Source organism: Salipiger thiooxidans, from assembly GCF_900102075.1.
Classification (GTDB): domain Bacteria; phylum Pseudomonadota; class Alphaproteobacteria; order Rhodobacterales; family Rhodobacteraceae; genus Salipiger; species Salipiger thiooxidans.
In genome coordinates this window covers 131,036-151,891 of sequence record NZ_FNAV01000015.1, presented here as the reverse complement: position 1 = coordinate 151,891, position 20,856 = coordinate 131,036, and the positions used below count along the sequence as shown (strand labels likewise).

At 63.7% G+C, this 20,856-nt stretch carries 20 protein-coding genes; 11 read left to right on the top strand and 9 right to left on the bottom strand.

Annotated features, from left to right (window positions below; all coding sequences use genetic code 11):
* Window positions 1–22: 22 nt before the first annotated feature.
* Window positions 23–1,219 (top strand): phenylacetate--CoA ligase family protein, encoded by a 1,197-nt coding sequence (locus tag BLQ77_RS21120; protein ID WP_242661810.1) that lies wholly within the window; start codon window positions 23–25, stop codon window positions 1,217–1,219.
* A gap of 75 nt (window positions 1,220–1,294) precedes the next feature.
* On the opposite strand, the gene BLQ77_RS21115 is transcribed toward BLQ77_RS21120, so the two are convergent.
* On the bottom strand, window positions 1,295–2,260 hold the full coding sequence (locus tag BLQ77_RS21115; protein ID WP_009504565.1) for an NAD(P)H-dependent flavin oxidoreductase: 966 nt from the start codon (window positions 2,258–2,260) through the stop codon (window positions 1,295–1,297).
* A 263-nt stretch (window positions 2,261–2,523) separates the two neighbouring features.
* On the opposite strand from BLQ77_RS21115, the gene BLQ77_RS21110 reads away from it, so the two are divergent.
* Genes BLQ77_RS21110 through BLQ77_RS21075 form a run of 8 tightly spaced genes read left to right on the top strand, consistent with a single transcriptional unit; the run spans window position 2,524 to window position 10,651 of the window.
* Window positions 2,524–3,255: an enoyl-CoA hydratase/isomerase family protein gene (locus BLQ77_RS21110; protein ID WP_089962705.1), complete on the top strand. Its 732-nt coding sequence runs from the start codon at window positions 2,524–2,526 to the stop codon at window positions 3,253–3,255.
* A complete protein-coding gene (locus BLQ77_RS21105) occupies window positions 3,252–4,433 on the top strand; it encodes a CaiB/BaiF CoA transferase family protein (RefSeq protein ID WP_089962703.1) in 1,182 nt (393 codons plus the stop codon). Before BLQ77_RS21110 ends, BLQ77_RS21105 begins: the two co-directional genes overlap by 4 nt.
* A 1-nt stretch (window position 4,434) precedes the next feature.
* Window positions 4,435–5,613, top strand: coding sequence for an acyl-CoA dehydrogenase family protein (locus BLQ77_RS21100; protein WP_089962701.1), 1,179 nt, complete (start codon window positions 4,435–4,437; stop codon window positions 5,611–5,613).
* A 5-nt stretch (window positions 5,614–5,618) separates the two neighbouring features.
* On the top strand, window positions 5,619–6,773 hold the full coding sequence (locus BLQ77_RS21095) for an acyl-CoA dehydrogenase family protein (RefSeq protein ID WP_089962699.1): 1,155 nt from the start codon (window positions 5,619–5,621) through the stop codon (window positions 6,771–6,773).
* Window positions 6,774–6,801: 28 nt separating this feature from the next.
* Window positions 6,802–7,578, top strand: coding sequence for an enoyl-CoA hydratase/isomerase family protein (locus BLQ77_RS21090; RefSeq protein ID WP_089962698.1), 777 nt, complete (start codon window positions 6,802–6,804; stop codon window positions 7,576–7,578).
* Window positions 7,579–7,620: 42 nt separating this feature from the next.
* The gene (locus BLQ77_RS21085) at window positions 7,621–8,142 is read left to right on the top strand and encodes a TRAP transporter small permease subunit (protein ID WP_009504571.1); all 522 of its coding nucleotides are present in this window, start codon (window positions 7,621–7,623) and stop codon (window positions 8,140–8,142) included.
* A 10-nt stretch (window positions 8,143–8,152) separates the two neighbouring features.
* Window positions 8,153–9,460 (top strand): TRAP transporter large permease, encoded by a 1,308-nt coding sequence (locus BLQ77_RS21080; protein WP_089962697.1) that lies wholly within the window; start codon window positions 8,153–8,155, stop codon window positions 9,458–9,460.
* A gap of 57 nt (window positions 9,461–9,517) precedes the next feature.
* On the top strand, window positions 9,518–10,651 hold the full coding sequence (locus tag BLQ77_RS21075; RefSeq protein WP_009504573.1) for a C4-dicarboxylate TRAP transporter substrate-binding protein: 1,134 nt from the start codon (window positions 9,518–9,520) through the stop codon (window positions 10,649–10,651).
* Window positions 10,652–10,719: 68 nt separating this feature from the next.
* Here BLQ77_RS21075 and BLQ77_RS21070 read toward each other — a convergent pair whose 3' ends face one another.
* The 8 genes from BLQ77_RS21070 to BLQ77_RS21035 form a co-directional block, all read right to left on the bottom strand.
* Entirely contained in the window at window positions 10,720–11,865 is a 1,146-nt protein-coding gene (locus BLQ77_RS21070) for a thiolase family protein (protein ID WP_089962695.1), read from the bottom strand.
* On the bottom strand, window positions 11,862–12,248 hold the full coding sequence (locus tag BLQ77_RS21065; protein WP_242661808.1) for a Zn-ribbon domain-containing OB-fold protein: 387 nt from the start codon (window positions 12,246–12,248) through the stop codon (window positions 11,862–11,864). Before BLQ77_RS21065 ends, BLQ77_RS21070 begins: the two co-directional genes overlap by 4 nt.
* A gap of 10 nt (window positions 12,249–12,258) precedes the next feature.
* Entirely contained in the window at window positions 12,259–13,035 is a 777-nt protein-coding gene (locus tag BLQ77_RS21060; RefSeq protein ID WP_009504576.1) for an SDR family NAD(P)-dependent oxidoreductase, read from the bottom strand.
* Window positions 13,032–13,508, bottom strand: coding sequence for a PaaI family thioesterase (locus BLQ77_RS21055; RefSeq protein WP_009504577.1), 477 nt, complete (start codon window positions 13,506–13,508; stop codon window positions 13,032–13,034). Before BLQ77_RS21055 ends, BLQ77_RS21060 begins: the two co-directional genes overlap by 4 nt.
* 1 nt (window position 13,509) lies before the next feature.
* Window positions 13,510–15,477: a TRAP transporter permease gene (locus tag BLQ77_RS21050; RefSeq protein WP_009504578.1), complete on the bottom strand. Its 1,968-nt coding sequence runs from the start codon at window positions 15,475–15,477 to the stop codon at window positions 13,510–13,512.
* A 71-nt stretch (window positions 15,478–15,548) separates the two neighbouring features.
* Window positions 15,549–16,697, bottom strand: a complete 1,149-nt coding sequence (locus BLQ77_RS21045) for a TAXI family TRAP transporter solute-binding subunit (protein WP_009504579.1) — start codon at window positions 16,695–16,697, stop codon at window positions 15,549–15,551.
* A 47-nt stretch (window positions 16,698–16,744) separates the two neighbouring features.
* Complete coding sequence (locus BLQ77_RS21040; RefSeq protein ID WP_009504580.1) at window positions 16,745–17,971, bottom strand: acyl-CoA dehydrogenase family protein; 1,227 nt, start codon at window positions 17,969–17,971, stop codon at window positions 16,745–16,747.
* A 16-nt stretch (window positions 17,972–17,987) separates the two neighbouring features.
* Window positions 17,988–19,100 (bottom strand): acyl-CoA dehydrogenase family protein, encoded by a 1,113-nt coding sequence (locus BLQ77_RS21035; protein WP_089962692.1) that lies wholly within the window; start codon window positions 19,098–19,100, stop codon window positions 17,988–17,990.
* A gap of 323 nt (window positions 19,101–19,423) precedes the next feature.
* Here BLQ77_RS21035 and BLQ77_RS21030 point away from each other — a divergent pair, with 323 nt between their 5' ends.
* Complete coding sequence (locus BLQ77_RS21030; RefSeq protein ID WP_009504583.1) at window positions 19,424–19,906, top strand: MaoC family dehydratase; 483 nt, start codon at window positions 19,424–19,426, stop codon at window positions 19,904–19,906.
* A gap of 102 nt (window positions 19,907–20,008) precedes the next feature.
* Entirely contained in the window at window positions 20,009–20,833 is an 825-nt protein-coding gene (locus BLQ77_RS21025) for an IclR family transcriptional regulator (protein ID WP_089962690.1), read from the top strand.
* Window positions 20,834–20,856 lie beyond the last annotated feature (23 nt).

Here is a 20,856-nt window from a genome sequence, read left to right as displayed (position 1 = left end):
GATTGGACAAAGAGGCATGAACATGTCTGAAGACATCTACAGAGACATCGCTCAAGCCTATGCCGCCGCGGCGGAAAAGGCCCCGGGTCTGAAATCACGATTTGCGGCTGCCGGATTCAATCCGGCGGCCGTGACCTCATTGGCGGATTTGTCGCGTCTGCCGGTGATGAAAAAAGAAGAGCTTCTGAAGATCCAGCGCGACAATCCGCCCTTCGGCGGTTTCCTCGCCTCCGATCTGAAGAATGTCGGCCGGATCTACGTCTCGCCCGGCCCGATCTTCGAACCGGCGCTTCCGGGCGCTGGCGGGCACGGGCTGGACCTACTGTTCAAGGCAGCGGCAGTGGGTGCGGGGGACATCATCCTCAACACCTGGATGTATCACCTTGTGCCGGCGGGCCTGCTGTTCGACGAGGCGGCACAGGCCGCCGGCGCGACGGTCATTCCCGGCGGCGTGGGCAATACCGAACTTCAGGCACAGATCGTCGTGGAAACCGGTGTGACCTCGATCTGCGCCTCGACCGCCTTCTTCCTGACACTCGCGGACAAGGTGATCGAAACCTATGGCCGCGACGCGTGGAAGGTAAAGACCGCCTTCCTGGGCGGCGAGATGGGCGACTGGATGGCCAAACGCCGCCGGATCGAGGCGGACTACGGTGTATCGACCTGGGCCGCCTATGCCACCGCCGATCTGGGCCTTGTCGGCTATGAGGATGGCGGCGAAGGCTATGTGGTCCATCCCGACCGCGTGGTGCAGATCTGCGATCCGGTCAGCGGCGCGCCGGTCGACCAGGGCGAACCGGGCGAGGTTGTCGTCACCGCCCGCGACGCGACCTGGCCGATGATCCGGTTCGGCACCGGCGACAGCGCATTCGCGCTGGAAAGCAACGAGGATGGCAGCGTCAGCCGCCTGTCCGCCTTGCAGGGCCGGGTCGGGGCGGCGGTCAAGGTGCGCGAGATTTTCGTCTATCCGCGCGTGATCGAGGAAGTCGTCATCGCCACGCCGGGGGCAAAGGCCGCGCAGGCCGTGGTGACGCGGGAAAACGACCGCGACATGATCCGCGTTTCTCTTGTGTTGGAGGATGGCGCCGACGCGGCCGAGGCTCAGGCTGCCGGAGCCGAGGCTTTCAAGCTGCATTCGAGAATTCGGGCCGACGCGGTGACGGTCGTCGCGGGGTTGCCGGAAAACGCGGACTTGATCGTCAATCAGAAAGACAACTGAGACCTTCTGAACCGTCCGAAGTCGGCGGTTGCAACAGCGAAGGGCGGCGGGGCAACCTGCCGCCCTTGTGCGTCGTCAGGCGCACAGCGCCGTCTTCGCAGCATGGTATTCCCTGTCGAGACGGTCAACATACGCCGCTGTCGTCGTCACCGCGTGCACGGCGCCGATCCCTTGGCCGCTGCCCCAGATGTCGCGCCAGGCCTTCGGACGGATGTCGCCGGTGGCCAGATCCAACTTGTTCCCGTCGCCGGACAGGTTGTCCGGGTCAAGCCCAACCGCACGGACAGACGGTTTGAGATAATTGGCGTTCACGCCGCTGAAATGGCTGGTGTAAACAATATCATCGGCCCCGCTGTCGACGATCATCTGCTTGTAGCCCTCCGACGCGGCGGCCTCGGTCGTCGCGATGAAGGGCGATCCGATATAGCCGAAGTCGGCACCTATGGCCTGCGCGCCCAGAATGGAGCTTCCGGTGGCGATGGAACCCGACAGCGCCAGCGGACCGTCGAACCATTCGCGGATTTCCTGCACCAGCGCAAAGGGCGACAGCGCGCCCGCGTGGCCCCCAGCACCGGCGCAGACCGCGATCAGCCCGTCTGCACCTTTGTCGATGGCCTTTCTGGCGTAGCGGTTGTTGATCACGTCGTGCAACACAACGCCGCCGCAGCCATGTGCCGCCTGGTTTACGTCTTCCCGCGCGCCCATCGAGGTGATCCAGACCGGCACCTTCCAGCGGGCACAGATCTCGATATCGCGTTCGACCCGGTCATTCGAGCGGTGCACGATCTGATTGACGGCGAAGGGCGCGGCGGGCCGGTCGGGGTTGGCCTGGTTATGCGCGTCGAGCTCTTCGGTGATGCGCTTGAGCCAGGCGTCCAGCAGGGGTGGTTCGCCCTCGGCCTCGCGCGCGTTCAGTGCCGGAAAGCTGCCGATCACGCCGGCCTTGCACTGGGCGATGACCAGATCCGGGCCAGACACCAGAAACATCGGAGAACAGATCACAGGCAGGCGCAGGCGGCCCAGAGGGGAGTCGGAGTACATGGCCAAATTTCTTCATTGTTTCTATTAGGTTCGGCGAATCTGGGGCCTCACCGAAGTGTATGGCAGACAGACATTCAGAGCGAAACATCCCTGCCGGAAGATCACAACGGGAAAAGCCTGCGCCGCGAATTTCACATGAGTCTGTTTTTCGACGCCAGCATATGTGCGCCGAGCCAGCGCACCCTTAGCGTGACAGAAGCCGACTCATTCGGGAGGAAGAAGCGGTGCCATTGCTCTATAGCCGCTCGGGGGGGGTCGGTCGAATGACCTTCGACTTTCCCGAGAAAAAGAATGCACTCGACCAGGATGCACGCAAGGAGATGGAGCGTATCGTCACGGAAGTGCGGGATGACGACCGGGTCCGCGCGCTGCTGATCAGCGGAACCGGGGGCGCGTTCTGCGCGGGCGGTGACATCAACACCTTTGCCAGCTCGACGCCCATCGCCATGCGCGACCGCATGAAGCAGCAGCATCGCGTCACACGGATGCTCTATGATCTGGAAAAGCCGGTGATCGCGGCGGTTGCCGGGCCTGCGTTCGGTGTGGGGTTCAATATCGCGCTTCTGGCCGACGTGATCCTCGCCGCACCTACGGCCAGATTCTGTCAGGCCTATGCGCGGGTTGCGATCGTGCCCGATGGGGGCGGGCTGTACCTGCTGGCGCGGGTGGTCGGGACGCAGCGCGCCAAGGCCATGTTCATGACCGCCCAGGTGATCGGCGCGCAGGAGGCGCGCGATCTGGGAATCGTCCATGCGATTTACGACGAAGACGCGCTGGAGGCGGAAGCCGCGGCACTTGCCACGCGTCTGGCCGAGGGGCCGACCCGTGCTTTCGGGCTGGGCAAGGCGATGCTGAACCGTGGCATGGATTGCGACCTTGCGACATATCTTGAGATCGAGGCCACCGCCGAAGCCTTTATCATGCAGACCGAGGATCATCGCGAGGCGGTCGCCGCCTTCAGGGAAAAGCGCCAGCCGCGCTTTCGTGGATCATGACGGCGGCGGGGCCCCTGTCCGGTCTCAGGGTGATCGACCTGGGCCAGGTTTATCTGGGGCCGTATTGCGGTCTTATGTTCGCGCTTATGGGGGCCGAGGTCATCAAGGTCGAACCGCCCGGCGGCGACGGCATCCGCGGCATCGCGGGCGGGCGCGAAAACCCGGCGGCAATGATGCTGAATTCGAGCAAGCAAAGCGTGACGCTCGATCTTCAGTCGGACGAAGGGCGGTCCGCGCTGCTGGCGCTGGCCGATACCGCCGACGTGCTGATCGAGAATTCCCGGCCCGGCACGATGGAAAAGCTCGGTCTGGGGTGGAAGACGCTCTCGGCGCGCAATCCGCGTCTGGTCATGGGATCGGGCAAGGGCTACGCCGCCGATTCCGTCTACCGCGATGCGCCGGCGATGGATTTTCCCATTCAGGCGCTGACCGGGCTGATGTCGGTGACCGGATTTCCCGATGGCTCGCCAGTGAAATGCGGTGCGGCGATCACCGATTTCCTTGGGGGGATCCACCTGTTCGGCGGGATCATGGCGGCGCTGCATGCCCGCGGCACGACCGGGCTCGGCGACTTCGTTCAGATCGCGATGCAGGACGTGGCGCATCACGCGCTGGCGTCGAATATCTCCAGCTTCCTGCTGGCTCCTGACGGGTTTGCCGACCGTGCCGGCAACAGTCAGGCGGTGCTCAAGGTCGCGCCCTACGATCTGTTTCCCGCGCGGGACGGGCAGGTGGCGATCATGTGCCTGAACGACCGCCACTGGCAGCAATTGAGCCGCGCGATGGGCCGCCCGGATCTGGCCGAGGATCCCGAATTGGCCGAGGGCCCCGCGCGCTGTGCGCGGCGCGCCGAGGTCGATGGCTGGGTCTCGGACTGGACCACCGGGCACACCCGCGCCGAGATTTTCGCGGCGTTGAGCGATGCGCGCGTGCCGGGCGCCCCGGTGCGCACGTTGGCTGAGGTGGTTTCGGACGACGACATGCGCACCCGCGGCATGATCCACGACCTTCCGCACCCGGATCTGGGTACGATCCCTGTTCCCGGATTGCCGATGACATTCGCGCGTCATGACCGCGTGCCCCCCAGGCCCGCCCCGGCAGCGGGTGTCGATACGGCGCGCGTTCTGGGCGCATTGCGCCAGGCCGGGCTTTCCACACCATCAGAGGATTCAAACTGACATGTTCAAGCTCGATCCGGAACTGGAAGATTTTCGCCACGAGGTCCGCAAGCTGGCGGAACGGGAATTCGCCTCAAAGGCTGCCTATTGGGACGAGAAAGAGGAATTTCCCGCCGCCAATCGCGACAAGCTGGCCGACCTTGGCTATCTGGGCATGTTCATCCCCGAGGAATACGGCGGCTCCGGCGCGCCGGTGGTGCAGGGCACCGTCTTTCTGGAGGAAATGGCGCGGGTGTGTTTCAACACCGCGCTGGTCTCGCAGCTTTACCTGAACGGTCCGTCGCGGGCGATCAGCGTGTTGGGCAACGACGAACAGAAAAAGCGGTTTCTGCCGGACATGGCGGCGGGCAGGAAATTCATCGCCATCGCCATCAGCGAGCCCGAAGCGGGATCCGCGGTCACCGATCTGCGCACCACGGCCACCAACGATGGTGACGGCTGGGTGCTGAATGGCAATAAATGCTGGTCCACCGGGGCGCATATCGCCGATTACGCGCTGGTCTTCTGCCGCTTCGGCAAGGCCAGCGGGGCAAAGGGGATCGGCGCCTTCGTCGTTGATCTGAAGAAACCCGGCGCGCGGATCGGCCACATATCGCTGAAGATGGGGGGCCGGGGTCTGACCGAGGCCGAGATCATCCTTGAAAATTACAAGGCCGGTCCCGAGGATGTGCTGGTCGAGGGGGATCCGGAAAGCTCGCGCTCCTTTGCGCTGTTGATGAGCAGTTTCGGGCCCGAGCGTGTGGGCAATGCGGCGATGTGCGTGGGTCTGGCGCAAGGCGCCTTCGAGGCGGCCAAGGAATATTCCGAGATCCGGCATCAGTTCGGCCGTCCCATCAACGAATTCCAGGGCCTGCAATGGAAGATCGCCGACATGGCGACGCAGATCCATGCCGCGCGGCTGATGGTCTATCGCGCCGCCACCAACCCGGCGCCGAACGGCTTTCCCGATCCGATGGACGCAACCATGGCCAAGCTCTACGCCAACGAAATGGCGCAACGGGTCACGAACGAGGCGCTGCAGATCCACGGCCACAATGGCTATACGCGGGAATACCCGCTGGAACGCATGGTGCGCGACGCGCGCGGCTTCGCGCTTGGCGGTGGCACGGTCGAGATCCTGCGCAACACGATCGCCGCCATGGTCTATGGCCACAGCTTCAACCAGCGGCGGGGAGGGTAGGGCACATGCATCCCTCATTGCTGAACGAGGAACAGATCGCGCTGAAAGACGCGGCGCGCAAGCTGGCGCTGGGGGAATTCCGCGACCGCGCCGCGCGCTGGGACCGCGAGGGCATCTACCCCGACGAAAACCACCATCGCCTGAGCGAACTTGGCTATCTGGGTATGACCATCCCCGAGGAATATGGCGGCGGCGGCGTTTCGCTCGTGGATTGCTATCTGGTGGTCGAGGAACTGGCGAAGGTGGATTTCAACACCGCGCTGATCGTCCACGATCAGAACGTCTCGCCCCGGATCATCGCCACCTGCGGCAGCGACGCGCTCAAGCGCGCCTTTCTGCCGCGCTTCGCGGCGGGCGAGATCGAATGCGCGATTTCCTGGACCGAACCCGAGGCGGGGTCGGACGCCACGGCAGTGACGACCTCACTGCGACAGGACGGCAACGGCTTTGTGCTGAACGGCGGCAAGATCTTCACCACCTTCGGCGACCGGGCCGATTACCTTCTGGTCTATGCGCGGTTCTGCGACAGCAAGGGCGCGCGCGGCATCGGCACGGTTCTGGTGGAACGTGACAGCCCCGGCGTCACGGTGCACATCCTCGAACAGAAGATGGGCGCGCGCGGCTGCAACGAATGCGAGATCCATTTTGACGATGTGCGGGTGCCGGCGGAAAATATCGTGACCGAAGGTCTGGCCGGAAATTCCAGCGGCTTTGTCCGCCCGCTGGGCGTGTATAACGGCACCCGCGTCGGCATGGGGGTTCTGGCGCTTGGTGTGGCCGAAGGCGCGTTCGACCTTGCCTGCGATTACATGAAAACCCGCCGCCAGTTCGGCAAGGCGCTGTCGGACATGCAGGGCCTGCAATGGATGATGTCGGACATGAAGGTGCAGATCGAGGCCGCCCGGGCGCTTTGCTACACCGCGCTGTCGCTGATCGACCGGGGCCAGCCCGATCCGACGCTGTCTTCGATCGCCAAGGTTCAGGCCACCGAGATGGCGCAGCGCGTGACCCACGACGCCATGCAGATGTTCGGCGGCTACGGCTATTTCGGCTCGCTGCCGCTGGAGCGGATGGTGCGCGACGTGCGGATGCTGACAATCACCGGGGGCACGACCCAGATCCACAAGAACGGGATCGCAAGGGCGCTGTTTGCCGATTGACAGATTTTCGCCTTGGGGAGGGGCGGTCATGGCAAGTGAAATCACAGTTGAACGCAAGGGCGGTCTGGCCGTTGTATCGTTGAATCGGCCGGACAAGCTGAACGCGCTGACCCTTGAAATGCGGGTCGAGCTGATGGAGAGCTTCCGCCAGATGCACACCGACCCCGAGGTTCGGGCGGTGCTGCTGAGAGCCGAGGGCCGTGCCTTTTGTGCTGGCGCGGATATTTCCACCATGGGCAAGGACGATGTCTGGGGCGACCGTGCGCGTCTGCACCGGGCGCACCAGATGATCCTGTCCATATACAACTGTGAAAAGCCGGTGGTGGCGGCGGTGCGCGGTCCGGCGGTGGGGATCGGGCTGAGCATGGCGCTGGCCTGCGACGTGCTGCTGCTTTCCGAGACAGCGAAACTTGGTCAGGTCTTTCGCAAGATCGGCCTGGCCCCGGATGGCGGCGCGGCGTTCTTTCTTCAGAACCTGATCGGACGGCAGCGGGCGACGGACCTTGCTTTCTCGGCCCGGCTGGTGCCGGCGCCAGAAGCGCTGAGCCTGGGGCTGGCCAGCCAGGTGCATCCCGACGTCGCGCTCGATGACGCCGCCACAGAATATGCGGCGGACCTGGCTGCGGGGCCGACCTTTGCGCTGGCCGGGGCCAAGCGGTTGATGCGCGCCGCGCTGCAACCCTCGCTTGAAAGCTTTCTGGAAACCGAGGCCATCATCCAGGGCCAAATCATCAAGAGCGCGGATCACGCCGAAGGCATCGACGCCTTTCTGAGCAAGAGACAACCGGTATTTCGAGGGGCATAGCCATGCGGACCGAGACCTTACCATGACAGGGGAGATACAGCGATGGAATCCGTAATTGTCCGTCTCGGCTGGGTGTCGCGGATCATTACCTATGCCGCCACCGCTCTGGCGACCCTGATGATGGTCCACGTCACGCTTGACGTCATCCTGAGCCAGTTCATCGCCGAGCCGCTGCCGGGAACGGTGGATTATGTGTCCTATTATTACATGGTCGGGCTGGTCTTTCTGCCGCTTCCGTTCGTGGAATATGGCAACGAACATATCAAGGTCGACCTGATCCACGATCTGCTTCCGACGGGGGCGAGGACCGTTCTCGACATGCTGGCTCTGGCGCTCTCTGCGGTGTTCTACGGGCTGCTCACGTGGCAGACCTCGATCGACGCTGTCGAGAAATACCTCATCGGAGAGCAATCGATGGGCATGGCGGCGGTGACCGTCTGGCCCGGTCGGTTCTTTCTGCCGATCGGCGCGGGGCTGATGGTGCTGCTTCTGCTGGCCAAGTTGATCCAGAGGCCGTTCACCGACGCTGGCATGGCCGGCCCCAATCACGACATGTACGAATAGGAGCGGAACGGTGAGCTTTTTCCAGATCGGCCTTTGCGGCGTCGTCTCTGTCATTCTGCTGGTCTTGCTGCGCGTTCCGATCGCGGTGGCCCTGGGCATCGTGTCCTTCTTCGGGTTCTGGGCCATGCTGGGCAGCGGCGCGGCATTCGGCCTGCTGACCGCCGTGCCCTATGATTTCGCCGCGCACTGGACGCTGAGTTCGATCCCGATGTTCCTGTTGATGGGCTACGTCTGTTACCAGACCGACATCACGCGCGGGATCTTCAAGGCCGCGCGGGTCTGGCTGTCGTTTCTGCCGGGGGGGCTGGCGGTCGCCAGCGTGGGCGGCGCGGCGCTGTTTTCGGCGGCGGCGGGTTCCAGCCTGGCCTGCGCCGCGGCCATGGGCCGGATCGCGGTGCCGGAAATGCTGAAACGCAACTACGATCCCGGTCTGAGCACCGCGGTGGTGGCCGCGGCCGGCACCATGGGTTCGCTCATTCCGCCGAGTATTCTTCTGATCATCTACGGAATTTTTGCCGAGGTCGCGATCAGCAAGCTGTTTCTGGCGGCGATCGTGCCGGGCGTGCTGACGATGCTGGGGTACTGGGCCGTGATCATCGTTCGCACGCGGCTTAATCCCGCGCTTGCGCCGCCGCTCGACGAACGAGCGACCTGGTCCGAAAGGCTGGAGGCCCTGAGCGAAACATGGCCGGTGATCTTGCTGGTGCTGGGCGTTTTTGGCGGCCTGTTCACCGGGATCTTCACACCGACACAGGCGGGCGCCGTCGGCGCGGCCTTGTCCTTCGTGATCGCGGCGGCGCGCGGCACCCTGAACTGGAGAGTTTCGAAAATCGCGCTGATGGACACCGCAAAAATGACGGCGGCGATCTTTATCATCGCGGTTGGCGCCAACCTGTTTTCCCGGTTTCTGGCGATCAGCGGCATCCCCGAAGCGATGTCGGATCTGGTGATCGATCTGGGGGCCAGCTATGTGATGCTGGTTTTCGGCACGGCGGTGCTTTTTTGCCTGCTGGGTATGATCCTCGATCCGCTGGGTATCCTGCTGCTGACGCTGCCGATCCTGCTGCCGATATACGAGGCGAACAATATCAGTCTGATCTGGCTGGGCGTGCTTGCGACCAAGCTGGTCGAGATGGCGCTTATCACGCCGCCCGTGGGGCTGAACGTCTTCGTGATCAAGGGCATTGTCGGAGACGCGGTTCCGATTTCGCTGATTTTCAAGGGCGTCATGTGGTTTCTGGCTGCCGATGTGGTGGTCCTGATCGTCATGGTCGCCTTTCCCGAACTGATCATGTTTCTGCCGGAGCTTGGAAATTGAACTTGCGGTGACGAAACCCGCGCAACAGCGGGACTTTGACAAGGAGGAGGAGACCACATGAAACTGACGAAAATCCTGACGATAGTGGCGACGGGTGCCGCAATCTCGGCCACGCCCGCCCTGGCCGAAAAACGGGTAACGGTGAGCAACTGGACCTCGCCCAATCATGCGACATCGCGCGGCCACGCTGCCTTTGTGGAAATGACCGAGGCCGAATTTCCCGACGCCTTCGATTTCAAGCTGTTTAACGGCGGGGCCCTGCTCGCGGCCAAGCCGACGCTTTCCGGTCTGCGCGACGGTGTGGCCGATGTGGGCCTGCTGGCGCTGACCTATTTCCGCTCGGAAATGCCCTATGCCCAGCTTGTTGCCGATATGGCGCTCTTGGGCGATGATCACTATGCGATGGCGGGTGCCACCAGCGAATTCGTGATGCTGCACTGTCAGCCCTGCAAGGACGAATTCGCCAAGAACGGCATGGTGGCGCTCAGCGGGATCAGTACCGCGCCCTACGTTCTGCTGACGACCAAGCCGATTGTGAACATCGAGGACATGCAGGGCGTCAAGCTGCGCACCGGCGGCTCGGTCTGGGACCGCTGGTCGACACGCCTTGGGGCGGAGCCGGTCAACGTGCCAACGAGCGAGATGTACGATACGATGAGCCACGGCGTTGTCACCGCCGCGGTGCAGCCGGTCGGGGCGCTCAAGGGGCACAGCCTGATCGAAGTTGCCAAGCACCTGACAGAGTTGCCGCTGGGCACCTATCATTCCGGGTCGATCTTTGCCCTTGGCCCGAAGTTCTGGCAGTCCCTGTCGAGCGAGCAACGTACGCAATTCGTCAAGAATATCCCCGAGGCCGTGGCGCAGACGACGGTCAATTACGAAACCGACGATCTGGATGTGCTGAAAGAAGCCGCGGGCCTTGGATTGACGATTCACGAACCTTCGCCCGAGTTCCTTCAGGATCTGATCGATTTCCGCACCGCTGATCTTGAAGAAATCGCCCGCATCTCGCGCGAAGAGCGCGGCATCGAAGACCCCGAGCCGCTGATCGCGACCTATCGCGAACTGATCGAGAAATGGCACGGGCTGGTGGCGCCATTGCAACCGATCCGCGACAACCCGCAGCCCTATGCCGATCTTCTGCGTCAGGAAATCTATTCCAAGATCGACCTGGCAACATATCCGAACTGAGCCACCTCAGGCAGAAATGAAAAGCGGCCCTCCGAAGGGGCCGCTTTTGCCTTGGGGCGATCCTTCGATCAGAGCGTCGACTCGGTGCCCAGGATATTCGTCACCTGACTGGACAGGACACCGCCGTTGCCGTGCGCCAGTGCCAGCTCGGCACCCGCGATCTGGCGGTCTCCGGCCTCGCCGCGCAGCTGACGCACCGCTTCGACCAGCGTGAAGATGCCGTACATGCCGGGATGCACGCAGGACAGCCCGCCGCCGTTGGTGTTGACCGGCAGATGGCCGCCGGGCGCGATGCCGCCGTTTTCAACAAAGGCACCACCTTCGCCTTTCTTGCAAAAGCCCAGATCCTCAAGGAACAGGATCACGTTGATGGTGAAGGCGTCGTAAAGCTGCACAACGTCGATGTCGGCGGGCTTGACGCCGGCCATCCCCATCGCGGACGCGCCCGATTGGGCGGCCCCGGTCACGGTCAGGTCCGGCATCTCGGAAATGTCGCGATGGGTCGTGCCTTCGCCGCCCCCTAAAAGATAGACTGGCGGCTTCGGATGGTCCTTTGCCGCTTCGGCCCGCCGCATCACGATCGCGCCGCCACCATCGGTGACAAGGCAACAGTCGCGCACCCGCAGCGGATCCGAGACCAGCCGCGAGGCAATGACATCCTCGCGCGTCAGGGGATCGCGGATGAACGCCTCGGGGTTCTTCTGCGCCCATGCACGCGCGGCCACCGCCACGTCGGCCAGCTGTTCGCGCGTGGTGCCGAACTGGGTCATGTGACGGTCCGCGGCAAGCGCGTAGGACGACAGCGGGAACAGCGGCTTGTAGGGGGCCTCATAGGTTGGCAGGCCAAGCGCGGTCATCAGCTTGCCCGAGGCGGTACGCTGGTTCGACCCGTAGCAGATCAGCACAGTGTCAGCGAGCCGCAGCTCGAGCAGCATCGCGGCCCAGAGCGTGTGCGACAGGAACGACGAGCCGCCCATGCGGTTGTTCATGGTGAACTTGGGGTTCAGCCCAAGTTCCTGCGCCAGCGTCAGCCCCGACAACATGTCCAGCGGCTGACAGGTGGCAATGGCATCCACATCGCCAAGCGACACCCCGGCATCGGCCAGCGCGCCATGCACGGCTTCGACAGTGATTTCCATCGAACTTTTGCCATGTGCCTCGCCGCAGCCGGCCAGCGCCGCGCCGACGATGGCGGCTTTTCCCCGCAAACTCATCGTGCCTCTCCTTCTGGCCGGAACACCACGGCGGGTTCGCCGTCCGGGCCTTCGCCGATTGTCGCGGACACTTTCAGCCCGGCGGCAATTTCGTCATGTGCGATGCCGTCAACGCGTGACATCATGCGCACGCCTTCTTGCAAATCCACCAGCACCACGTTGTAATCGCCGCCCCGTTCGGGTTTTCGGCGTACGATTGTCCGCGCGTAGATCGTTCCCCGCCCCGTGGGCGCAATCCATTCAAGGTCTGCGCTGCCACAGGCCGGGCAGATCACGCGCGGGTGAAAGACATGCGCACCGCAGCTACCGCATTTCTGAATCTCAAAGACGCCCTCGGCCAGCTTGGCGGCAAAGACGGCGTCGGGCCCCTGGTCCTTTTGCATGCCTGTCATCTCAGAATCCGATGTGGAACCCGCCATTCACGCTCAGGTGCTGGCCGGTGATGTAGGAAGCTGCGTTTGACAACAGGAAACAGACCGGCTGCGCCACTTCGTCCGGGGTGCTCATCCGGCCCATCGGGATCTGTGCCATGTACTTGTCGGCGAACTTGTCCGAGCGGATGGTTTCGGTCATCGGCGTTTCGACCATTCCGAAACACACAGAGTTGACGTTGATCCTGTAACGGCCCCATTCCCGCGCGGCGCTCATCGTAAGGCCGAGCACGCCGGATTTGGCGGCACCATAATTGATCTGTCCGATCGTGCCGCGCCGGCCGGCGTCGGAGGAAACGTTGACGATGGCACGGCGCGCCGCGCTGTCCGGGTCTTTCTGGGCCTGATCCCTGTAATAGCTGCCCACGGCCTGCAGGCAGGCGAAGACGCCGGTGAGGTTGACGTCGATGACCTGCTGCCATGTGGCACGGTCCATCTTGTGGATCATCGCGGCGCGCACGATGCCGGCGTTGTTCACCAGCCCGTTGATGTCCCCGAATTCGTCAAGCGCGAATTTCACCAGTTTCTCGGGAAAGTCCGGGTCAGCCACGTTCCCGACGAGGGCGCGGGCATTGCCACCGATCTTTTCGGCGGTTTCCTTGACCCCGTTTTCGTTAAGATCGTTCACGACGACCCTGGCACCCAGCTCGGCCGCCAGTTGCGCCACGCCGCGGCCAATACCCTGACCGGCGCCGGTAACGATAACCACCTGATTTTCCAATGACATCGGGTTGATCATTTCTTTCTCCTCACTTCATGCGTTGTTGCAACTCGGTTGTCGCCGCCCGGCTCGGGCTGGGCCGATGGCGGCGTGACCCGCTTGATTACGGCATCGCCATGCGCCAGGCGGCGCCCGTCCTGATTGACGATCTCGCCCTGCACGAACACCAGCTTGCGCCCGCCACCGGCAATGTGCGCGCGTGCCGTCAGCACGTCGCCCTCGACCGCCGGGCCGACGAAGCTCGTGGTGAGCGAGAGCGTCAGGCAGCGATGACCGGGGCGGCCTTCGCCCGCAAAGGCGGCGCAAAACGTGACCGCGTTGTCCAGCATGGTCGCGAACACCCCCCCATGCACCGCGAAGGCGCCGTTCAGGTGGTCGTGGGTGATTGTCAGTTGCAGCTCGGCGTTGCTCTCGGACCAAGAGATGAAACGGACGCCCAGCAGGGTGTTGAACGGGGCGGGAACCTCGGGTTTGCCATCCTGTGCGCTCATCTCAGGCGGCCTTTCGGTTGCGCGAGAACGTCACGATGACCGCCGCCAGCGCCGTCACCGCGACACCGACGCCCACCGCCGCAGCGATCGGAATTGCCAGAATCGCGGTCGACGGCAGCGCGAAAGCCAGACCGGCAAACCCGAGCAGAAGCCGCGCAATCGCGCCCGTGGGGCCGGGTTCGATACGGCCGACACCCAGCAGGTACCCTTGCAATCCGGCGCAGATCAGCAGGACTCCGACACCCGCGCGCAGGACCGTGAAGGCACTGTCAAACAGCCCCGCCTGCAAGGTATACGCGGGGTCGAGCACAAAGAAGAACGGCACGATATAGATGATGGTGCCGAGCTTCATCGCTTCGAATGCCGCAGCGAAGGGCCGGGCCTGGGCGATCGCCGCCGCGGCGAAAGCCGCCAGCGCCACGGGCGGGGTGATGTAGCTCAGCATGCTCCAGTAGAGGATGAACAGATGCACGCCGATCGGGTCAAGCCCGCCGGCGATCAGGGCCGGGGCCAAAGACACGGCAAGGATGACATAGGCCGCCGTTACCGTCATGCCCATCCCAAGGATGAAGCTGGTCAAAGCCCCCAGAAGCAGCAGCAGGAAGGTGTTGCCGCCCGCAATGAAAAGCAGATCGTTCGAAATCGTGCCGGACATGCCGGTCACCGCCAGCCCGCCGACAATCAGCCCGACCGCCGCGAGGATCGCCACCAGTTCGACAAACAGCCGACCCGTCGCGATCAGGAAGTTCATCAGCTCCTGCCGCCCCCAGCGCGATTTCGACATCAGTTGGTTCAGGCCGATCAGCAGCGCGGTCGCATAGAACGGGGCAATCGCCTCGCGCTTGAGATAAAGCAGCATCCAGATAAGCAGCCCGAAGACGGCGAGAAAATACCAGCCCTCGCGCAGGACCTTTCCGAACCTGGGAAGATCGGCGCGCGGCACGCCTTTCAGCCCGTGGCGCGCCGAATAGGCGTCGATCTGGGCGAACAGGCCGAAGAAATACAGCAGCGAGGGCAGCACCGCCGCAACCACGATGTTGGCGTAATCGGTCAGCAGAAAGCTTGCCATGACAAACGCCGTGGCCCCCATGATCGGGGGCATCAACACCGCCCCGGTCGAGGCCGCGGCCTCGATCCCGGCGGCATAGCTGGGCCGGAACCCCACCTTTTTCATGGCCGGAATGGTGATCGACCCGGTGGTCAGCACATTGGTGATGACGCTGCCGCTCATCGAGCCGGTCAACGCGCTGGTCAGGACGCCGACCTTGGCGGGCCCACCCCGGACATGCCCGAGCGCGGCAAAGGCGATGTCGATAAAGAACGGCCCCGCGCCGGTGTGCTGCATCGCCACCCCGAAGATCATGAAGCCGACCACAAGGTTGACGAAACTGCGCATCGGGATACCCAGAACGCTTTCGCCGCTCATGGCGTGGAAGATCGCCGTTTCAACCGGCGGGCGCTGGAACCCCTGGATCGGTCCCGGCGCATAATTGGCGACCATCGGATAGACGGAAAACACCAGGATGACGCCGAACAGCATCCAGCCCCCCGTGCGCCGCGCCGCCACCAGCAGCAGGAACCAGAACGCGAAGCTGGCAATCACCGCATGGGTGGGGGCCGAAAAATCCCAGCCCTTGTTCACGACGCTGCGCCCGTAATAGGCAAAGAACGCGCAGGTGCTCAGCGCCAGGAGAGCCAGAAAATAGTCCCACCATCGCGTTGATCCGTACGGGTTTGTCCTGCTGCACGGAAAGATCAGGTAAACAAGCGGCAAGGTCAGCAGCAGCATCACATAGAGGTAGTGAATCTCGAGCAGGCGGACGTTCATGAAGAACCCGAGATTGAAGAGATGGTTGATTGACGCCGTCGACAACAGTATGGCCGATGCGGCAAGCAGCCAGCGAAGGTAAGGGGGCAGGGTGCCCATGCCCACCGGCTGCGCCGCGTCGTCCTGTATTTCCTGTGACATGCCTGATTCCCCGTGTTGTGCCGGCCTTTCCGATTATACGCGGCGCCACAAAAGCGCCGCGCAGCGACGTGTCAGCGGAAAAAGACTTCGTGACCGGCGCTTTCCAGCGCTTCGGCGCGCACCTTCATCCAGCTTTCGGCGAACGCTTCCTCATCGTCCGGGGCGCCGTCGACAAAGCTTTCCCAGGAGTCGATCAGAACCTTCTGCCGGTCCACCAGCCTGTCCTGGTTTTCCTGAGCCTCGGCTGTCCAGAGACCCTTTTCCTTGAAATAGGCGACGCTTCCATCGCTCCACGGCATCACCCAGTTCAGGATCTGGCGATCTATTTCGTAGGCATTGGCGCCGGGCGCGGCATCCTTGAAATCGTCGAACCCGGCGTCAAGCGCGGCCACGATGTTGCGCACCTCGGTGGTGTCCTGAGCGGCTTCGGTGACGAGGATCGGATAGGGGTACAGCGCCATCGGCAGCGGTGAGGCGGGGTCGATAGCCGGCCCCACCGACACCATGTGCGGCGTTACGAAGGGCGTGACCCCGGTATAGCGGGCCCAGGCTTCGGTATCCTCCGCCGGGGTTTCGAGCCACTTGAGACCCCGGGGGCTGGATTCGATCTGATAGTTCACGGTGGTTGTCGTCAGCGCAAAGGCGGCATCCACGCGATCTTCGAGAATGCCCTTGAGAGAATTCACATAGCCCGAGAATTCGACAGCCTCCACGTCATCCCATGTCAGGTCCGCAAAAGCCAGCAGACCCTCCATATTGACATCAATCGCGGGCGAGCTGACGGCGCGGCCGACCCGTTTGCCCTTGAGATCGGCAACCGTCTCGATCCCGGCATCGGCCGCGACGGCTACACCCAGACCGTAATCGCCGACAGCCTGAAGCACCGCGCGGATCGGCTGCGGGCCCCATTCCGGCGCGGCGAACAGGAACACCCCTTCGCCGGCAAAGTAGGACGCGATGCCGCACAGGCAGTAATCCACCGTGCCATTCTTGAGAGGCGTCATCCGCGAGACGTCGTTGCGCCCCGGAAGCACCCGGATCGTCGTGCCGTAACGGCTGCGCATCATGTTGCCGATGGCGATCGAATGCGCGTGGCCCGCCGATCCCGTGTCATAGGCCGACCAGGCGATGACGTCGGGCAATTCGATGTCTTGCGCGCCGACCGGCGCGGCCATCGCCAGACACCCGGCAGCCGCGATGCTTGTCCATCTGAAGTTCATGGTATTCTCCTCCTTGTTGGTTCTTTCGGCGCAGCCGGGCGGTCAGCCTAGAGTTCCGAAAATGGCACGGTCTTGTCCACGCGCATTTCCGGCGGCAGCCCGAGAATGCGTTCGCCGATGATCGTGCGCTGGATCTCGTCGGACCCGCCGGCGATGCGGTTGCCCGGCGCCGTAAGATATTCGTTGCGCCAGCGCGCGGCGTCGTCGTCAGCCCCCGCCGACACGCCCGCCGCGGTCCCGGCCAGTTCCAGCCCGAAGGCGCCCATTTCCTGGCGCAGCTTGCCCAGCAGCAGCTTTCCGATCGAGCCTTCCTCGCCCGGAGCGTCGCCGCGCGACAGAGACGTCATGACCCGGTAGGAGGTAAATTCGAGCCCGCGTTGCCGTGCAACGAAATCCGCGATGCGCGCGCGCACTTCGCCGTCCTGGATAGCCGGGCGCCCGTTGCGTTCGACACGGGTGGCAAGGGCAATCAGTTCCTCGGCGCGCGCCCCGCCGCTGGCGCGACCGACCGAGATGCTGAACCGTTCGTTCATCAACGTCGTCAGCGCCACCTTCCAGCCTTCGGATTCGCCGCCCAGACGGGCGCTGTCGGGCACGCGCAGGTCGTCGATGAACACCTCGTTGAAGCTGGCACCACCCGAGATCTGGCGGATCGGACGCGTTTCGATGGCCGGATCGGACATGTCCACGAGGAACATCGTCATACCCTTGTGCTTGGGCACCTGCGGATCTGTGCGTGCCAGAAGGATGCCGTGGCTGGAATAATGCGCGCCCGAGGTCCAGACCTTCTGGCCGGAAATCACCCAGTCGTCGCCGTCGCGCCGCGCACGGGTGCGTATGCCTGCCAGATCGGATCCGGCAGCGGGTTCGGAAAACAACTGACACCAGATATCCTCGCCGGTCAGGGCGCGCGGCAGAACCGCGGTTTTCTGGCTCTGCGTGCCGTGGATCATGACCGTGGGCCCGACCAGCCCGATGCCGATCAGGAAGACGTTGGGCGGCACGGCATAGCGCCCTTCCTCCTGGTTCCAGATCACCTGTTCGATCGGAGTCGCGTCGCGTCCGCCAAAGGCGCGCGGCCAGGTCAGTCCGGCCCAGCCCGCTTTGGCCTTGCGGGCCTGCCAGTCGCGCGCCCGCGCGACCTCGTCGGCGTCGCGGGCCATAAAGTGATCCTGAGCTTTCTCGCTGCCGTCCCGCAGGGTTGCGTTGGCATTCAGCCAGTCCCGCGCTTTCGCGCGAAAGGTGGCTTCTTCGGGGCTGTCGCTAAAATCCATGTGTCTGATTTCCCTGTCAGCTTGCGGCCCATGGGGCGTCGGCCAGATTGTCAATCAGCCGTTCGCGCCACAGAACGGCCGGGCCAAGTTCTGCCTTCAACTGCCAGCCACGCCGCAGAAACAGATGCGGGTCGGCGGCCCATGTGAACCCGATACCGCCGTGCAGCTGGATCGATTCCTCGGTGACGAATTGCACCGCATCAAGCGCCGACAGGCGCGCGACGGCGGCGGCTTCGGGCAGTCGACTGTCGCCGCTCGCCAGCGCCCAGGCACCGAAGAAGGCGTTGGACCGCGCCAGCTCGATCTTGGCGAACATGTCGGCGAGCCGATGCTTGACCGCCTGAAAGCCGCCGATCGGACGCCCGAAAGCGTGCCGCTCGCCGGCATAGGCGGTGGTCAGGGCAAGGGCGCGCCCGGCAAGGCCGATCTGTTCGAAGGCGGCCAGCACCGCGGCGCCGCTCAGAAGGCGATAGATCGCCGCGGGATCCGAGCCGGGCAGCAATTCGACCGGCGCGTTGTCGAAGACGATCTCGGCCGTCGGGCGTGTGCGGTCGATCGGGTCAAGCGCACTGGTCGTCACACCCGACGCGGTGAGATCCGCAAGATAAAGACGCGGCGTGTCCTCTTCATCGGTTGCGGCGACAAGTGCGTGGGTCGCCTCGGCGCCAAAGGTGACCGGCGATTTTTGTCCCGAAAGACGGCCCTGCGCCACTTTTGCCGATACGGTGTCCGGTGCCAGACCCCCGCCCTCGGCAAGCGCCATGGCGATGATCGTGCGGCCCTCGGCGATGCCGGGCAGAAGCGATCTGCGCTGGTCTTCCGTCCCGGCGGACTGAAGCGCCGGAACCGCCATGCACAGGACCGGGAGGCAAGGTACGGCGGCCATACAGCGCCCGACCTCCTCGGCGAGGATGGCCAGTTCCACCGCACCCATCCCCGAGCCGCCATGTGCTTCCGACATGGCAAGGCCAAGCCAGCCGCCTTCGGCCAGTGCGGACCAGGTGGCCGTATCGAACCCTTCTCCGCTGTCGAGCCGGGTGTGCGCGACCTCCAGGGTCGCGTGATCACCAAGCATCCGGGCCAGGGTTTCGCGTATGGTATCCTGCTCCTCGGAAAAGCCGAAATTCATGCCAGAGTACCTCCTTGCGATTGTGGATGCCGAACGATTGTTGGCAGACCGTAGGTTGGCGGCCGCGCCCGACCAAACGCTAACCGCCGGCGGTTGTGCAAAAGCACATATGTGCAATGTCGCGTTGAGAACGGCGAAACCGACCGACAGGCCGAATTCATCATGAATGTGCTTGATTCATCCCGGACCCGCAAAAACGGTCGCTTCGATTGATTGGTCTGGCGCTTGCACTCTACCCTGCCGAGAACGGGAAATCTCCCGGTTGTGGGGCCGGCGCGGCCGAGCCTTCGCAGAAGACTGGACCTAACGAGGGAACGAACGGCATGGAAACTGTGGGCCTTGGATTTTGTTACGAAGATTTGCCGGTGGGGCGCAGGTTCCGGACCATCGGTCGCACCGTGACCGAAACAGACATCACGAATTTCGTCAGCGTCACCGGCATGCTTGAGGTGTTGTTCATCAACAGCGAGTTTCGCGAAAAGGAATCCAACATCGCGGGCTTTGCCGCCCCCGGCGCGCTGGTCTACACCCTCATGGAGGGTCTGCTGACACAGTCCACGATGCAGCACACGGGCTTTGCCTTTCTGGAAATGGAACTCAAGGTTCTGGGACCCACGTTCGCGGGCGACACGATCCATTGCGAAGTCGAGGTGACGGAATCGCGCCGCTCGAAAAGCCGGCCGAACCGCGGCCTGGTCCGGACCCGGAACAAGATCTTCAAGCAAACTGGCGAGCAGGTGCTGGAATACACACCCCTGCGGATGATCAAGGCACGCACGACGGACAAGGAGCCGGGAGAGGCATAGACCCGTTTCAGACGCGCTGTGGAGGGCCCGGTCCGGTCCGAATATGGCTGGACTGCCGCTTCGGTTTTGCCAATACCCGGTCGCATCGCGAAACTGGAGACGATGACCATGACAACCGCGCAATCTGACGGAATCGAACCTGCCGGGCGCACGTCGGAAGGGCCGCGATCGCTGAACCGCATCCTGGCGCTTTTCGATGTGGTGGCGCAAAGCGACCGGCGCATGTCCCTGTCCGAGCTCAGCAGCGCGTTGGATTGCCCCAAGAGCAGTTTGCTGGTGCTGCTGCGCCCTCTCACCGAAAAGGGTTACCTGATGCGCGAGAACGACGCGTATTTTCTCGGCCCGAGAATTTTCCAGTTCGCGCAGACCATTCTGACAAAGCACCCGTTCGCGTCGGTCCTGCGCGGGGTGATGAGCGACCTTGTGAAACAGACCGGCGAGACGGTTCTTTTTGCGGTTCGCGATGGTGATCGCGTCGTCTATTCGTCGGTCATCGAAAGCCCGCAGCCGGTGCGGTACGTTGCCCAGACGGGGGCCGACCGGCCCCTGTTCTGTTCGGCATCGGGGCTTGTCATGCTGGCCTACGACACCCCCGACGAGCTTGACGCGTATTTCGCGCGGACCGAACTGACGCCGCTTACCGGCAATTCGATCACCGACGAAAACGCATTGCGGCGCATGATATCGGAAATCCGCAAAACCGGGTACGCCAGAACGGTCGGCACGGCGCATGTCGATGCCGCGGGCTTCGGTGTGCCCGTGTTTCGCGCCGATGGGAACCTGGCAGGGGCGCTGGTGATCGGCGCGCCCCTGGAACGCGCCGCCCGGAACCGGAAACTGTGCGTGACAGCGGCCAAAGCGAGCGCCGAACAGCTTTCGCTGGCGCTAGGCTATCGTCCGGGCGGGACCGGAACGGCCCTGAATTAGGCGCGCGCCGATCCTGCAGGTCG